Consider the following 14,680-nt stretch of genomic DNA (forward strand, 5'->3'; position numbering starts at 1 on the left):
GCGATGAACAGGCGTGAGATCCTCCGGCGCAGTGCCGCCGCCGGTCTGCTGGCCACCCCCGCCGCCGGGCTGCTCGCCGGCTGCGCCACCTCCGGTGGCGACGACAAGGGCGACGGCGGCACGTACCAGGGCACCAAGAGCGAGCAGAACCCGCTCGGCGTCAAGGAGGACGCGCCGCTGGAGGTGGTGATCTTCAACGGCGGCTTCGGCGAGGAGTACGCCAAGGCCCACGAGGCGATGTACAAGGAGAAGTACCCGAAGGCGGAGATCAAGCACTCGGCCACCCAGGAGATCAGCAAGACGCTCCAGCCGCGCTTCGTCGACGGCAGCCCCCCGGACGTGGTCAACAACTCCGGCGCCGGCCAGATCGACTTCAACGGTCTGGTCTCGCAGAACGCGCTGGCCGACCTCGGTGAGCTGCTCGCCGCGCCCAGCCTCGACGTTCCGGGCAAGACGGTCAAGGACACGCTGCTGCCCGGCACCGTCGAGGTCGGCTCCTACGACGGCAGGTTCCTGGTGCTCAACTACACCTACACGGTGTACGGCATCTGGCACTCGACCAAGCTCTTCGCCGACCGCGGCTGGAGCTACGCCAAGACCTGGGACGAGCACATCGCGCTCTGCCGGCAGATCAAGGCCGCCGGCATCGCCCCCTGGACGTACGCCGGCCTGCACCCGCGCTACATGAGCTGGCCGGTGATCTCCACCGCGATCAAGCTGGGCGGCCCGTCGGTCGCGCTGGCCATCGACAACCTGGAGCCCAACGCCTGGAAGTCGGACGCCATGAAGACGGCCGCCGACGCCTGGCACCAGATCGTCAAGGACAAGTTCATCCTCGCCGGCTCCCCGGGCCTGGACCACAAGCAGTCGCAGACCGCCTGGTGCCAGGGCAAGGCCGCGTTCATCTCCTGCGGCTCCTGGCTGGAGAGCGAGCAGAAGGACGTCACCCCGGCCGGCTTCAACATGACGGTCGCGCCGACGCCGAGCCTGGGCAGCGGCGACAAGCTGCCGTTCGAGGCGATCCGGGGCACCGCGGGCGAGCCGTTCATGGTGCCGGCGAAGGCGAAGAACGTGGCCGGTGGGCTGGAGTACTTCCGGACCATGCTGTCGCGCAAGGGCGCCCAGGACTTCACGAAGAAGGTCGCCAGCCTGCCCGTGGTCGCCGGCGCCACCGACGGCGTCGAGCTGCCGTTCGGGCTGGCCACGGTGGTCAAGGCGCTGGACGCGTCCGGCGCCAACGGGTTCAACTGGGTCTACAACAACTACTACCGCAAGCTGGAGCGCAACCTGGTCGACGCGGCCTGTGGCGAGTTCTTCAGCGGCCGGATCTCCCCGACCGAGTTCCTCGACCAGTGCCAGCGGGGCGCCGACTCGATCGCGCAGGACAACTCCGTCAAGAAGTACAAGCGGGCCGCGTGACGATCGGATGCGACACGGCCGACTCCCGCTGATCCTCAGCTTCCTGCTGCCACCGCTGGCGATCTACGGCATCTTCGTGCTCTCGCCGTACCTCCAGGCGTTCCAGATCTCGACCACCGACTGGCTGGGCTACTCCGCGCAGGCCGACCAGGTCGGCCTGGCGAACTTCCGCACCCTGCTGCACGACGGGTACGTCTGGAACGCGTTGAAGAACAACGCGATCCTGCTCGCGGTGGTCCCGGTGGTGACCATCGCGCTGGGTCTCTTCTTTGCCAGCATGCTCACCATGGGCGGGCGCAGGGGCCGCGCCGGGGTGACCGGGGTACGCGGCACCGCGCTCTACCGGCTGGTCTACTTCTTCCCGCAGGTGCTCTCCGTGGTGATCATCGCGTTGCTGTGGAAGGAGATCTACAGCCCGACCAGCGGCCTGCTCAACGGCGCCCTGCGCGCGATCGGGCTGGCCGACCCGCCGGCCTGGCTGGGTGATCCGCGGTTCGCGTTCTGGTGCGTGCTGGCCGTGATGGTGTGGAGCAACGTCGGGTTCTACGTGGTGCTGTTCGGCGCCGCCATGCAGGCCATCCCGCGCGACATCTACGAGGCGGTGCTGCTCGACGGCGCGTCCCGCGCCACCATGCTGCGGAAGATCACCATCCCGCTGCTCTGGGACACCATCCAGGTGGCCTGGATCTACCTGGCCATCGCCGCGCTTGACGGTTTCATCCTGGCGCAGCTCATGACCAACGGCGGGCCGAACTTCTCCTCCGACGTGATCGGCCTGCGGATGTACGACACCTCGTTCGGCAGCGAGAACAAGTTCGGGTACGCCTCCGCGATCGGCGTGGCCATGTTCTTCCTGACCCTCTCGGTGGCGGTGCTGGCGCTGCGCACCGCCCGGCGTGATCGGATCGAGTACTCGTGAGCACAGCGCAGGCCCGGGTGCCGGCCGACCGTCCGCCGCGCCGCGAGACGGGCGTGGCCAACGTCTTCTCGCACGGCTTCCTGCTGCTCTGGGCCGCGATGACCATCCTGCCGCTGGCCTGGATGCTGCTCAGCTCGTTGAAGAGCAACGGCGAGATCATCGCCGACCCGTGGGGCCTGCCGGAGGCGCTGCGGTTCGACAACTGGGCGCGCGCCTGGACCACCGCCCACATCGGCCGGTTCTTCCTGAACAGCCTGGTGGTGGTGGCCGGCTCGCTGAGCCTGACCATGCTGCTCGGCGCCACCGCCGCGTACGTGTTCGCCAGGTACGAGTTCCGCGGCCGCCAGGTGGTGTACTACCTGTTCGTCGGCGGCATGATGTTCCCGGTGTTCCTGGCCCTGGTGCCGCTCTTCTTCGTGGTGCGCAGCGTCGGCCTGCTCGGCACCTGGCCGGGGCTGATCCTGGTCTACACGGCGTACTCGCTGCCGTTCACGGTGTTCTTCCTGACCGCCTTCTTCCGGACGCTGCCGACCTCGGTGGCGGAGGCCGCGATGATCGACGGTTGCGGCCACTTCCGGCTCTTCTTCCGGGTGATGCTGCCGATGGCGCGACCGGGACTGATCAGTGTCGGCATCTTCAACTTCCTCAGTCACTGGAACCAGTTCCTGCTGCCGCAGGTGCTCATCCCCGGCGACGGGCCGAACCGGATGCTCGCCCAGGGCCTGAGTTCGCTGGCGGTCAGCCAGGGTTACGCCGGCGACTACGCCCAGCTCTTCGCCGGGCTCACCATCGCGGTGCTGCCGGTGCTGGTGGTCTACGTGGCGTTCCAGCGGCAGATCCAGGCCGGCCTGACCGCCGGGCAGCTCAAGTGAGGTGGTGGTTGCCACAGGCAACGGGACAGTGCGGATGATCGCGCTCCAATAAGGTGGGCCGGCACACTCACCTTGTTGACAGGAAACTCCATGTTCTTTCTCATCTACACGCTGTTGTTGCTGCTCGGCGGCATCGCGATGGTCGCCGTCGGCGTCGCCATCAAGGAGCAGGGGACCGGGTCGCGCGTCCTCAACGTGATCGTCGGCCTGGCCTTCTTCGCGTATGGCTTCTACCTGCTGTTCCTCTTCGACGGCGGTAGCTACCGGATCTTCTTCTACGTCTTCATCCTGCCGATCCTGCTGATCGTGCGCGCGGTGAAGGCCCGCCGGGAGGCTCGCGAGCAGGCCGCCGCGCACCAGTTCGCCGGCGCGCCGCAGCCCCAGTACGGGCAGCCCGTGTCCCAGGGCTGGCAGCCGGCCCAGCCGGGGAATTCGGCCCAGCCGGGTCACCCGACTCAGCAGGGATGGTCCGGCGGCCCGATCGGCTGACCAGGCTTGCCCAGGGCGCCGGTCGACCTCGTGTCGGCCGGCCCCCCGCTCGCCCGGCGACACGCGCCGCCTGTCCGATTTTGATCCGCGCGGTGGACAGGGTGACCCGTGGCGTCGGCCGCGCCCGGATCGGGCAATGCGTCGAGGTGAGTTCCGGGCGTCGGACGGTGAGCCCTCAGGGCGGTACGAAGTGCCTACGAACTTGAGTACAGGGATGGGCCACCGCGTTGACCCACCTATGCGCTCAAGTTCGTAGGCACTTCGACCGGAGGTACGTCCCGGGACGATCGCCACCGTTGCTCCCGCCGGTGCGGGGTGGTCAGGCGGGGGGCGGGACGAGTCGGGCGTGCAGCGCCGCCGGGTCGGTGGCCTCGGGCAGGTCCCGGGCGGCGAGCCAGGCCGCGGCGGCGGCGCCGTCCCCGGCGGAGTGCAGCGGGGCGGCCGGCCAGCGGCGGGCCAGTTCGGCGCGGACGACGGTGGCCAGCGGGGTGTCGCCGGTGAGCAGGCCGCCGCCGAGCACCACCGGGTCGGTCGCGTCGGCGGGACGGATCCGGGAGACGCTCTCGGCCAGCAGCGCGGCGGCCTCGGCGATGATCGCCCTGGCGGCTTGCTCGCCCTGGCGGGCGGCGGTGACGACGAGTGGCGCGAGTCGGGCCAGGTTCACCGGCGGTCGTCGGGTGACCGCCTGCACCACGGCCCCGGCGGTCTCCCGGGGGCGGGGGGCCACCTCGGTCGAGCCGGTCAGTTCCGCCAGCACGCGGCGGGCCAGTTCCCCCGGCGCCTCGGCCCGGTCCAGGTCGGTCAGGAGCCGGCGGACCGCCTCCCGTCCCAGCCAGAACCCGGAACCCGCGTCGCCGAGCAGCCAACCGTGGCCGTCGGCGACGCGGTCCAGGCGGAGCGCGTGCACCTGGGCGGCGATCGCGCCGGTGCCGGCGATCAGCACGGTGCCGTCCGGGGCGGCCGTGCCGGAGGCGTACGCGACCAGGGCGTCGCCGTGCACCGTGTACGGGCAGCGCAGCCCCGCCTCGGCCCACGCCCGGTCGAAGGCGGCGCGTCCCTCGGGATCGGCGCGGAGGCGGCCGGCGCCGGCGAGGCCGATCACGCCGGCGCGTACCCGGGTCGGGTCGACCTCGGCGAGCGCCGCGCGGAGGGCGGCGAGCAGCTCGGCGGCGGCCCGGTCGGCGCCGTGGCTGGTCGGGTTGCCGCCCCCGGCCCGGCCGGTGCCCAGGCGTGCGCCGTCGAGGCTCACGGCGGTGGCGCGGGTGGACGTGCCTCCCACATCGAGGCCGACCACGACGGTGTCCGACATGGTCCTCATGCTGTCCGGCCAGGCCCTCCGCGCGCAAGATCGCGGCCGTGCGCCAGGTAACAGTTTGAAAACTTCGCCCACGCTCTTGACACGGAGGGGCCGTCAGTAAGAACTTTTACCACTAACAGTTAACACTCTTTTCCGAAAGGCTTTCGCCGATGGTCGAGCACGAGGTCGAGACCTCCGCGGCAACCGCGGTGGTCGATGCCGCGCCGGCCGACCGGCGGAGCGTCGACGGGGTGCTGGCCCGGGTCCGGGCCGGCGCGGGGGAGCTGACCGGGGCGCTGCGCCGGGTGGCCGAGCACGTGCTCAGCGACCCGGAGGCGGCGGCCCGGGCCACCATCGTCGAGCTGGCCGAGCGGAGCGGCACCTCACCGGCGACCATCACCCGGTTCTGCCGGGCGATGGGCTTCGAGGGCTACGCCGACCTGCGGCTCGGCATCGCCGCCGAGACCGGCCGGGCCCGCTCGGCGGGCTGGACCGTCGACATCGGCCGGGAGATCCAGCCCGGAGACCCGCTGTCCCGGGTGCTCGACCAGATCATGGCCGCCGACACGCGGGCCATGCACGACACCGCCGCGCTGCTCGACCTGCACGAGGTGGAGCGGGCGGCGATGGCCATCGCCGGGGCGAACCGGGTGAACATCTTCGGCGCCAGCGGCAGCGCGCTGGTCGGCGAGGAGATGCAGTTCAGCCTGCACCGTATCGGGGTGGCCGCCTGGGCCTGGAGCGACGTGCACGAGGGGCTGGCCAGCGCCGCGCTGCTGGGCGTCGGCGACGTCGCGCTCGGCATCTCGCACACCGGCCAGACCCGGGAGACGATCGAGCTGCTCGCCGAGGCGGGCAGTCGCGGGGCCACCACCGTCGCGCTGACCGGCTTCCCGCGCTCGCCGCTCGCCGAGCTGGCCGACATCGTGCTGGTCACCGCCAGTCAGGCCACCACGTTCCGGCCGGACGCGCTCTCCGCCCGGCATCCGCAGCTCGTCGTGCTCGACCTGCTCTACATCGCGGTGGCGCAGCGCACCCACGACCGCGCCCACGCGGCCTTCCGGCGTACCGCCCAGGCCGTCGACGGGCACAAGGCCGCCAAGGGGGCCCACTCATGATCAGTGCCCAGCGGTACGCGGACGCCGTCCGACCGGTCCTCGACCGGCTGGTGGACAGCCAGGCGGACGCGGTGGACCGGGCGGCGGACCTGATCGCCGGCGGACTGCGTGCCGGCGGCGTCCTCCAGGCGTTCGGCGCCGGCCACTCGGAGGCGTTCGCCGCCGAGCTGGTGGCCCGCGCCGGTGGCCTGGTCCCCAGCAACCGGCTCTCCCTGCACGACCTCGTGCTGCACGGCGACGCGCCCCGCGACGTGCTCGCCGACCCCAAGCTGGAACGGGACCCGACGGTGGCGCACCGGCTGTTCGGGTTGGCGGCGCCGCAGCCCGAGGACGTGTTCGTGGTCGCCTCGCAGTCCGGCATCAACGGCTCGGTGGTCGAGCTGGCGACGCTGGTCAAACGCGGTGGCCACCCGTTGATCGCGGTCACCTCGGTCGAGCACACCGCCCGGGTCGCCTCTCGGCACCCCTCCGGGCACCGGCTCGCCGACCTCGCCGACGTCGTGCTGGACAACGGCGCGCCGTACGGCGACGCACTGCTGCCGCTCGAGGGCGGCGGCGCGGTCTGTGCGGTCTCCTCGGTCACCGCGGCGCTGCTGGCGCAGCTGCTGACCGCGGAGGTCGTACGACGGTTCCACCAGGCCGGAGAGGTACCCCCTGTCTACCTCTCCGCCAACGTCCCCGGTGGGGACGAGCACAACAACGCCCTCGAGTCGCGGTACGCCGGGCGCCTCCGGCGAACCGCCTGACCCGACACCACAAGGAGAGACAAAGATGTCGGTTATCCCCGAGAAGTCCGACCTGAGCCGTCGGACGCTGCTCCAGCGCGCCGGCGCGGCCGGTCTGCTGGCCATCCCGGCGGCCGGTCTGCTCAGCGCCTGCGCCGGCAGTGAGCCGAGCAAGTCCGACGGCGGCGGCGCGGCCAAGAGCAAGGACAACCCGTTCGGCGTCAAGGACGGCAGCGCGGTCAAGGTGGTCGTCTTCAACGGCGGGCTGGGCGACCAGTGGGCCAAGGAGGACAAGGTCGTCTTCAACGCCAAGCACCCGAACGTCACGGTCAACATGTCTTCCACCCAGAAGATCAAGACCGAAGAGCAGCCCAAGATGGCGACCCAGCCGAGCGATCTGGTGATGAACTCGGGCGCCGACATGATGGACCGCAGCACGCTGATCAACGAGGGCGCCATCGAGCCGCTCGACGACCTGCTCACGGCGCCCGCCTGGGACGGCGAGGGCACGGTCGGCGACTCGCTGCTGCCGGGCACCGTCGGCGACGGCACCCAGAACGGCAAGTTCTACGTGGTGAACGTCGCGTACACGGTCTGGGGCAACTGGTACAACGCGGCGCTGTTCAAGAAGGAGGGCTGGACGGCGCCGACGACCTGGGACGAGTTCTTCGCCCTGGCGCCGAAGATCAAGGCCAAGGGCATGGCGCCGTACGTGCACGACGCGGCGCACGGCTACTACCCGCGCTGGGCGCTGTTCGCCAGCATCTGGAAGGCGGTCGGCAAGCAGGCCGTCGTCGACATCGACAACCTGAAGGACGGCGCCTGGAAGGCCGACGGGATCGTCGCCGCGCTGGAGCCGTGGGAGAAGCTGGTCAAGGACAAGCTGCTGCTGCCGGGCAAGCTCGACCACACCCAGTCGCAGCAGGCGTTCCTCGACGGCAAGGCGGCGTTCATCCAGGTCGGCACGTGGCTGAAGAACGAGATGGCGGCGACCATCCCGCCCGGTTTCGAGCTGACCATGTCGGACTACTGGAGCAAGGCCGGCGACAAGGCCGCCAAGGACGTCTTCGCCGCCTCCGGCGAGGGCTTCGTGGTGCCCAGCAAGGCGCCGAACAAGGAGGCCGCGAAGGAGTTCCTGCGGGCCATCCTGTCCAAGGCCGGGTCGGCGAAGTTCGCCGAGCTGACCAAGTCGCTGGCGTCCACCAAGGGCTCCGGCGACAACGTCCAGGACACGGCGCTGGCCAGCGCCAACAGCCTGGTCAAGGGCGGCAGCGGCGAGCTGATCTCGGTGAAGTTCCCGGACTTCTACGCCGACCTGGACAAGGAGAGCCAGAACCTCTCCGAGGAGCTGATGGCCGGCCGGCTCACCGCGGCGCAGTTCGTCGACAAGATGCAGGCGGCCGCCGACAAGGTCGCCAAGGACTCGTCGATCAAGAAGCAGACCCGCACCGCCTGACGCTGTTCGAGGAAGTGAGTCCAATGCGGCACGGAGTCGCGCGTTTCGTCACGGGCTTCCTGGCCCTGCCCGTCGCGCTGTACCTGTTCTACGTGGTGTGGCCGTTCGCGCAGGCGGCGGGTTACTCGCTGACCGACTGGGGTGGGTACTCGGATTCCCAGCGCTTCGTCGGGCTGGACAACTACGTCCGGCTGTTCTCCGACGAGCTGATCCGGAAGGCGTTCTGGCACAACGTGTTCTTCCTGGTCACCGTGCCGCTGTTCACGATCGCGCTGGCCCTGTTCCTCGCGTTCCTGCTCAACGTGGGCGGACGCGAGGACAGGGCCGGCATCCGCGGGGTCTTCGGCTCCGCGCTCTACAAGGTGATCTTCTTCTTCCCGCAGGTGCTGTCGCTGGTGGTCATCGCCGTGATGTGGCAGCAGATCTACCGGACCGACGGGCAGGGCCTGATCAACGGTCTGCTGATCAAGATCGGGCTGGTGGACGCGGACAACCCGATCGCGTTCACCGCCGACCCGGAGCCGTTCCTCGGCGTGCCGGCGGTGCTGTGGTGGCTGCTGCTCATCGCGGTGTGGAGCGGCGCCGGGTTCTACATGGTGCTGTTCTCCGCCGCCATGCAGTCGATCCCGAAGGACATCTACGAGGCCGCGATCCTCGACGGCGCGGGCCGGTTCCACACGTTCTTCAAGGTGACGCTGCCGCTGCTGCGGGACAGCATCTCGGTCGCCTGGGTCTACCTCGGTTTCATCGCGCTGGACATGTACGCGCTGGTCTTCGTCATGACGCCGAGCCAGGGCGGGCCGAACCACGCCAGCGAGATCTTCGCGTCGGTGCTCAACTTCACCGCGTTCCAGAAGGGCCAGTTCGGCTACGCCTGCGCGATGGGTGTCGCGCTGGCCATCTTCACGATCCTGCTCGCCGCCGTGCAGTTGAGGATCACCCGTCGTGACCGTATCGAGTACTGAAGGAGGCGCGGCGATGAGCACGGCGACATCCGATCTCGACCGGGCCGGACAGGCCACCAGCGGGTCCGGGGCTGCCCCCGTACGCCGGGGGGAGCGGCACCGCGGCGGAGTCGGCGCCCGGATCTTCAACGGCTTCTCCCACATCTTCCTGGTGGTCTGGGCCGTGATGGTCATCTATCCGCTGTTGTGGGTGGTGATGTCCGCGCTCAAGGACGACTCGGAGGTCATCCGCGAGCCGCTGTCCCTGATCCCGGACAAACTGCACTTCGAGAACTTCGGCCGGGCGTGGACCGAGGGGCACCTCGGCTCGTTCTTCCTGAACACCCTGCTGGTGCTGGTCGGTAGCGTCACGCTGACCATGCTGCTCGGCTCGATGGCCGCGTACGCGCTGGCGCGGTTCGAGTTCCGCGGCAACCGGCTGATCTACTACATGTTCCTGTCCGGCCTGACGCTGCCGATCTACCTTGCCGCGGTGCCACTGTTCAAGGGCGTCTACAACACCGGGGTCAGCTTCCCGCTGCTCGGTCCGAACAAGCACGTCATGCTGATCCTGGTCTACGTGGCCTGGTCGCTGTCGTTCACGATCTTCTTCATGCACTCGTTCTTCCGGACGCTGCCCGACTCGATCGCGGAGGCGGCCTCGGTGGACGGGGCCTCGCACACCCGCACGTTCTTCAGCGTGATGCTGCCGATGGCCAAGCCGGGCCTGATCAGCATCGGCATCTTCAACGTGCTGGGCCAGTGGAACCAGTGGTACCTGCCGACGCTGCTCATGCAGTCGGTGGCCGGTGAGCCGAAGCACCAGGTCATCGCGCAGGGGCTGATCGAGTTGTCGGTCAACCAGGGCTACAAGTCCGACTGGTCCGGTTTGTTCGCCGGCGTGACCATGGCGATGCTGCCGGTGCTGATCGTGTACATCGTCTTCCAGCGCCAGGTGCAGTCCGGCCTCACCGCCGGCGTCGGCAAGTAGCCCCACGGTTGCGGGTAAGGAGGGGCCCCCTTCTAACGCGTCGCGGTGAGAAGGTGCCCCTTCTCTACCGCAGGCGTTAACAAGGGGCCCCTCCTTACCCGCGCAGCGTGTCGGTGGGGCGAGGCAGAATCGCGTCCGTGGGGGCGGTGGCGATGGTGGCGGGGGAGCGGGGCGGCGGCGTGCTGCAACCGCTGGACGGTGACGGCCGCCCCACCGGGCCGGTCGAGGAGGTGGCGGATCTCGCCGCCGCCGTCGCCGTCCGCGAGGCTGCCGAGCGGCCCCGCTGGGTGTGGGCCAGCGGAGCGGCGGTCTATCCGGCGCTGCTGCGCGCCGGCGTCCGGCTCGACCGCTGCCATGACGTCGAGCTGACCGAGACGTTGCTGCTCGGGCACGCCGGCCGCTGGGGCGAGCCTCGCGCGCTGCCCGCCGCCTGGGCCCGGCTGACCGGGGCGCCGGTCCCGCCGGACCCGACGCCCCGCCCGCCCGAGCCGCCCGGCCACGGCCAGGGCGCGCTCTTCGACCCGCCGTCCGGCCCGCCGGGCCCGGGCATCACGGCGTTGACCCGGGTGTACGCCGACCAGCTCGCCCGGATCGCCGCCACGGCCCACCCCGGCCGGTTCCGGCTCCTGGTGGCCGCCGAGTCGGCCGGCGCGCTGATCGCCGCCGAGATGGGTGCGGCCGGCCTGCCCTGGCGTGCCGACGTGCACGACGCGATCCTGGCCGACCTGCTCGGGGAGGCGTCCCCGGTCGGCGGGCCGCCCCGCCGGCTGGCCGAACTCCAGTCCCGGATCGCCGCCGCGTTCGGCGTACGCCATCTGCACGCCGACTCGCCCGCGGAGCTGTTGCGGGCATTCGCCCGCGCGGGGGTGGAGCTGCCGAACACCCGGGCCTGGGTGCTGCGCGGGGTGGAGCACCCGGCGGTGCCGCTGGTCCTGGAGTACAAGGAGCTGTACCGCGTCTGGACGGCACACGGCTGGGCCTGGCGCGACGCCTGGGTCTCCGGCGGCCGGTTCCACCCGGAGTACGTCCCCGGCGGCGTGGTCTCCGGCCGGTGGGCGACGCGCGGCGGCGGCGCGTTGCAGATCCCGAAGGTGATCCGACGGGCCGTGGTGGCGGACCCGGGGTGGACGTTCGTGGTGGCCGACGCCGGCCAGCTCGAACCACGGGTGCTCGCCGCGGTCTCCGGCGACGAGCGGCTGGCCGCCGCGGGCGGTGCGGGCGACCTGTACGCCGCGCTGGCCCGGGACGCGTTCGCCGGTGACCGGGCCCGGGCCAAGGTGGCGCTGCTCGGCGCCATGTACGGGCAGACCGGCGGCGCGGCGGTGCCGGCGCTGGCGGTGCTGCGGAAGAACTACCCGACCGCGTTCGGGTACGTCGAGGCCGCCGCCCGCACCGGCGAGGCGGGTGGGCTGGTCCGGTCGTGGCTGGGGCGCACGTGCCCGCCGGGCGCGGTCGGGTTCACCGACGGGGACGAGGCGGCGTCGGACGGTCCGGTGGACCCGCACGGCCCGGCCGCCCGCGCGGCCCGGTCCCGGGGGCGGTTCACCCGCAACTTCGTCATCCAGGCCACCGCTGCCGAGTGGGCGTCGACGCTGCTGGCCACGCTCCGCACCGAGCTGGCCGGCACCGCGGCCGAGCTGGTCTTCTTCCAGCACGACGAGGTGATGGTGCACTGCCCGGTCGACGAGGCGGACGCGGTCACCGAGGCGGTCTCCGCCGCCGGGGCGCGGGCCACCCGGCTGTTGTTCGGCGACACCCCGGTCCGGTTCCCGCTCGACCTGTCCACGGTGGACTGCTACGCCGACGCGGCATAGTCACACATTTTTCCGTTTTGCCCCGCTACCCGCTCGCCGCCGTGCTCGTTGGGCCCGGTGTGCGTACGACGGGACGGACCGGGCGCGGCTGTGCCCGGTCCGTCCCCCTGGTCGAGGGGGCACCGCTGAACCGGATCGCTGCAATGATCATCGCCGCGGGTGGGGGACGCCGCATCGGCGGTCCCGAGGCGCTGCTGCACCAGGGCGAGAAGCCGCTGGTCCGCCGGATGATCGACACGATGACCGACGCGGGCTGCGCGCAGGTCGTGGTCGTGCTGGGCGCGGCGGCCGAGCAGGTCCGGCGGACCACCGACCTGACCGGCGCCACCGTCGTGGTCAACCGCGCCTGGGGCACCGGCGTGGGCTCCTCGATCCGGGCCGGGCTCGCCGCGCTGACCGACGACGGCATCGAGGCGGTCGTCGTGGTGCCGGTGGACATGCCCGGGCTCACCGAGGTGGCGGTCCGCCGGGTGACCGCGCTGCCGTACCCGGACGTGCTGGTCTGCGCCACCTACGACGGCCTGCGCGGCTACCCGATGCTGTTCGGCCGCCGGCACTGGCCCGGCATCGCCACGCTGGCCAGCGCCGACGTCGGCGCCCGGCCCTACCTGCTGGCGCACAAGGACCAGATCGTCGACATCGCCTGCGACGCGGTGGCCGACGGCAGCCGGATCGACAGCCCGGAGCTGATGGCGCTCTACGGCCTCTCCATCCCCGAGCAGCGCATCGGCGCCTGATCGGTCCGGGAGATGTCAGGTCTGTCCGTGTACGAGCTGATCGGTGAGCCCGAGCACTGATGCCACCCCCGCCTGCCGATATTCGGCTGTGGGTGGCGGCGTTCTTCCCTAGTCTGAGCCCCCAGCCGGACCGGGCCGGACGGCGGAGCGGAGACGAACAGCGCGATGACGAGCCACCTTTACGCGATCAGTTACGACGCGCGGGAGCCGCTGCGGCTCGCGCGCTTCTGGGCGGGGTTGCTCGGCCGGGAGGTGGTCGACGACCCGCACGAGGGGGTCGCGCTGCGGCCGGACGGCGACGCCGGCCTGCGCATCCGGTTCCTGCCGACCGAGGCGACGAAGGCCGGGCAGAACCGCATCCACCTCGACCTGACCAGCGCGTCGCCGGACGCCCAGCGGGGCACGGTCGCGCGGGCGATCGAGTTGGGCGGGCGGCACGTCGACATCGGCCAGGGCGCGGAGGAGGACCACGTGGTGCTCGCCGACCGCGAGGGCAACGAGTTCTGCGTCATCGAGGCGGGCAACAACTTCCTCGCCGGCTGCGGGTCCGTCGGCGCGGTGAACTGCGACGGTACGCAGGCGGTGGGCTACTTCTGGAGCGCGGCGTTGGATTGGCCGCTGGTCTGGGACCAGGATCAGGAGACCGCGATCCAGTCGCCGCGCGGCGGGCCGAAGGTCACCTGGAGCGGTCCGCCGCTGATGCCGAGGCACGGCCGGGACCGCGTACACCTGGATCTCGCGCCGCCGGCGGACGGCGACCGGGAGGCGGAGATCGACCGGCTGCTCTCGCTCGGGGCGACGTGGGTCGGCCGGGGCCGGCACACCGCCGACGACGTGGTGCTGGCCGATCCGGACGGCAACGAGTTCTGCCTGCTGACGCCCCGCTGAGGCCGGCCGACGTCGAACACCTGCGAACCTGATGGCGTGGACGGTTCAGACCCGGCTCCCGCCGGCCGACGGCCCTGAGTCGTTTACGCCCTCAAGTTTGCAGGCGGTCCGAGGCCAGGTCCGGGGGCGCCGCCGCCGCGGTGATCGACCCGGCCACGCCGGGCGCGCCGCGTCGCTGCCCCGCGTCAGACCTGGATGTCGAAGCGTTGCAGCACCGAGGGCGCAACCAGGCCCAGCGCGGCGAGCACGGCCAGCACGGTCAGCGCGCCCCGCAGCACGACCGTCTCGGCCTTGCTGCCGGTGCGCAGCGCGATCTTGTTGGGCAGCCCGATCATCGTCCACATCCGCCGTCTGATCGGGATGGGCCAGAGGATCGGCACCCCGGCCCTAGTGATCATGTCGCCGAGGATGTGCACGAAGCAGCCCACGCCGACCGCGAGGCCGATCATCGGATAGCCCCGGTCGCCGGGCAGGTTGGCGAACGTGAACCAGGCCGCGGCGGCGGACACCAGCGTGACCACCACCCAGCCGGCCCGCTCGGCCCACTCGTCGAAGAGCCCGCGCAACGCCAGGCCGATCATGAAGAACAGGATGCTGACCACCGCCCACTTGCCGTAGTGGGCGCAGAGCGCGGTGGTGCCCCACCCGACCAGCACGGTGAACGGCACGGTGTGGGTCAGCGTGCGGTGCCCGTTGTTGCGGCGCGGATCCTTGCTGAGCTTGGTGGCGTAGTAGACGCCGAGCGAGATCTTCTCCATCACCTCGGCGACGAAGAGGCTGAACACGCCGAACGTCCGGGCCACGGTGGCGCCGCCCTGGTTGCGGGTCACCTTGCCGGAGAGGTCGAGGTCGGGAAAGAGCGCCCCGCCCGCGCAGACCGCGGTGCCCACCGCCAGCGCCAGCGGCGTCTGGTGATAGTCGGCGAACTGGTCCAGCGCCCAGGAGCCGGTCAGCCACACCGCCGCGCCGGACAGCGCGTGGGACGGTCCCATCATCTCGGCTCGCCCTTTC

Annotated in this window: 14 protein-coding genes; 12 read left to right on the forward strand and 2 right to left on the reverse strand. The window is 71.1% G+C overall.

Annotated elements, in window-relative coordinates:
• The first annotated feature begins 3 nt into the window (after positions 1-3).
• From ngcE (TPA0908_RS16075) to TPA0908_RS16090, 4 genes are all read left to right on the forward strand, one after another.
• Positions 4-1,419, forward strand: coding sequence for an N-acetylglucosamine/diacetylchitobiose ABC transporter substrate-binding protein (ngcE, locus tag TPA0908_RS16075; RefSeq protein ID WP_281938779.1), 1,416 nt, complete (start codon positions 4-6; stop codon positions 1,417-1,419).
• 7 nt (positions 1,420-1,426) lie between these two features.
• Entirely contained in the window at positions 1,427-2,338 is a 912-nt protein-coding gene (locus TPA0908_RS16080) for a carbohydrate ABC transporter permease (protein ID WP_281938780.1), read from the forward strand.
• 98 nt (positions 2,339-2,436) lie between these two features.
• The gene (locus tag TPA0908_RS16085) at positions 2,437-3,210 is read left to right on the forward strand and encodes a carbohydrate ABC transporter permease (protein WP_199199721.1); all 774 of its coding nucleotides are present in this window, start codon (positions 2,437-2,439) and stop codon (positions 3,208-3,210) included.
• Positions 3,211-3,300: 90 nt separating this feature from the next.
• On the forward strand, positions 3,301-3,699 hold the full coding sequence (locus TPA0908_RS16090; RefSeq protein ID WP_281938782.1) for a hypothetical protein: 399 nt from the start codon (positions 3,301-3,303) through the stop codon (positions 3,697-3,699).
• 319 nt (positions 3,700-4,018) lie between these two features.
• Here the strand turns inward: TPA0908_RS16090 and TPA0908_RS16095 are convergent, their stop codons facing one another.
• On the reverse strand, positions 4,019-5,008 hold the full coding sequence (locus TPA0908_RS16095) for an N-acetylglucosamine kinase (RefSeq protein WP_281938784.1): 990 nt from the start codon (positions 5,006-5,008) through the stop codon (positions 4,019-4,021).
• A 158-nt stretch (positions 5,009-5,166) separates the two neighbouring features.
• On the opposite strand from TPA0908_RS16095, the gene TPA0908_RS16100 reads away from it, so the two are divergent.
• The 8 genes from TPA0908_RS16100 to TPA0908_RS16135 all read left to right on the forward strand — a co-directional run bounded on the left by TPA0908_RS16100 (position 5,167) and on the right by TPA0908_RS16135 (position 13,669).
• Positions 5,167-6,114, forward strand: coding sequence for a MurR/RpiR family transcriptional regulator (locus TPA0908_RS16100; RefSeq protein ID WP_281938786.1), 948 nt, complete (start codon positions 5,167-5,169; stop codon positions 6,112-6,114).
• Entirely contained in the window at positions 6,111-6,860 is a 750-nt protein-coding gene (locus tag TPA0908_RS16105; protein ID WP_281938788.1) for an SIS domain-containing protein, read from the forward strand. The genes TPA0908_RS16100 and TPA0908_RS16105 overlap by 4 nt, the downstream gene beginning before the upstream one ends.
• A 25-nt stretch (positions 6,861-6,885) precedes the next feature.
• On the forward strand, positions 6,886-8,295 hold the full coding sequence (gene ngcE, locus TPA0908_RS16110; protein WP_281938789.1) for an N-acetylglucosamine/diacetylchitobiose ABC transporter substrate-binding protein: 1,410 nt from the start codon (positions 6,886-6,888) through the stop codon (positions 8,293-8,295).
• Between the two features lie 23 nt (positions 8,296-8,318).
• Positions 8,319-9,260 carry a carbohydrate ABC transporter permease gene (locus TPA0908_RS16115; protein WP_107156895.1) on the forward strand — a complete coding sequence of 314 codons (942 nt, stop codon included), beginning with the start codon at positions 8,319-8,321 and terminating at the stop codon, positions 9,258-9,260.
• 13 nt (positions 9,261-9,273) lie between these two features.
• Complete coding sequence (locus TPA0908_RS16120; RefSeq protein WP_374709224.1) at positions 9,274-10,230, forward strand: carbohydrate ABC transporter permease; 957 nt, start codon at positions 9,274-9,276, stop codon at positions 10,228-10,230.
• 152 nt (positions 10,231-10,382) lie between these two features.
• Positions 10,383-12,044 (forward strand): bifunctional 3'-5' exonuclease/DNA polymerase, encoded by a 1,662-nt coding sequence (locus tag TPA0908_RS16125; RefSeq protein ID WP_374709228.1) that lies wholly within the window; start codon positions 10,383-10,385, stop codon positions 12,042-12,044.
• A gap of 143 nt (positions 12,045-12,187) precedes the next feature.
• Entirely contained in the window at positions 12,188-12,781 is a 594-nt protein-coding gene (locus TPA0908_RS16130) for a nucleotidyltransferase family protein (protein ID WP_107156896.1), read from the forward strand.
• Positions 12,782-12,946: 165 nt separating this feature from the next.
• Complete coding sequence (locus tag TPA0908_RS16135; protein WP_281938794.1) at positions 12,947-13,669, forward strand: VOC family protein; 723 nt, start codon at positions 12,947-12,949, stop codon at positions 13,667-13,669.
• A gap of 185 nt (positions 13,670-13,854) precedes the next feature.
• Here TPA0908_RS16135 and TPA0908_RS16140 read toward each other — a convergent pair whose 3' ends face one another.
• On the reverse strand, positions 13,855-14,664 hold the full coding sequence (locus TPA0908_RS16140) for a metal-dependent hydrolase (RefSeq protein WP_281938795.1): 810 nt from the start codon (positions 14,662-14,664) through the stop codon (positions 13,855-13,857).
• Between the last annotated feature and the right edge of the window lie 16 nt (positions 14,665-14,680).

The sequence above is a fragment of the Micromonospora sp. AKA38 genome (genome assembly GCF_027925725.1).
In the GTDB taxonomy this organism is placed as follows: domain Bacteria; phylum Actinomycetota; class Actinomycetes; order Mycobacteriales; family Micromonosporaceae; genus Micromonospora.

Excerpts from the sequence above, each read along its gene's own strand:
- ngcE (WP_281938789.1), top strand. The coding sequence starts at position 6,886 with ATGTCGGTTATCCCCGAGAAGTCCGACCTGAGCCGTCGGACGCTGCTC.
- TPA0908_RS16135 (WP_281938794.1), top strand. The coding sequence starts at position 12,947 with ATGACGAGCCACCTTTACGCGATCAGTTACGACGCGCGGGAGCCGCTG.
- TPA0908_RS16130 (WP_107156896.1), top strand. The coding sequence starts at position 12,188 with ATGATCATCGCCGCGGGTGGGGGACGCCGCATCGGCGGTCCCGAGGCG.
- TPA0908_RS16140 (WP_281938795.1), bottom strand. The coding sequence starts at position 14,664 with ATGATGGGACCGTCCCACGCGCTGTCCGGCGCGGCGGTGTGGCTGACC.
- TPA0908_RS16090 (WP_281938782.1), top strand. The coding sequence starts at position 3,301 with ATGTTCTTTCTCATCTACACGCTGTTGTTGCTGCTCGGCGGCATCGCG.
- TPA0908_RS16085 (WP_199199721.1), top strand. The coding sequence starts at position 2,437 with ATGACCATCCTGCCGCTGGCCTGGATGCTGCTCAGCTCGTTGAAGAGC.
- TPA0908_RS16125 (WP_374709228.1), top strand. The coding sequence starts at position 10,383 with ATGGTGGCGGGGGAGCGGGGCGGCGGCGTGCTGCAACCGCTGGACGGT.
- TPA0908_RS16080 (WP_281938780.1), top strand. The coding sequence starts at position 1,427 with ATGCGACACGGCCGACTCCCGCTGATCCTCAGCTTCCTGCTGCCACCG.
- ngcE (WP_281938779.1), top strand. The coding sequence starts at position 4 with ATGAACAGGCGTGAGATCCTCCGGCGCAGTGCCGCCGCCGGTCTGCTG.
- TPA0908_RS16120 (WP_374709224.1), top strand. The coding sequence starts at position 9,274 with ATGAGCACGGCGACATCCGATCTCGACCGGGCCGGACAGGCCACCAGC.
- TPA0908_RS16095 (WP_281938784.1), bottom strand. The coding sequence starts at position 5,008 with ATGTCGGACACCGTCGTGGTCGGCCTCGATGTGGGAGGCACGTCCACC.
- TPA0908_RS16100 (WP_281938786.1), top strand. The coding sequence starts at position 5,167 with ATGGTCGAGCACGAGGTCGAGACCTCCGCGGCAACCGCGGTGGTCGAT.
- TPA0908_RS16105 (WP_281938788.1), top strand. The coding sequence starts at position 6,111 with ATGATCAGTGCCCAGCGGTACGCGGACGCCGTCCGACCGGTCCTCGAC.
- TPA0908_RS16115 (WP_107156895.1), top strand. The coding sequence starts at position 8,319 with ATGCGGCACGGAGTCGCGCGTTTCGTCACGGGCTTCCTGGCCCTGCCC.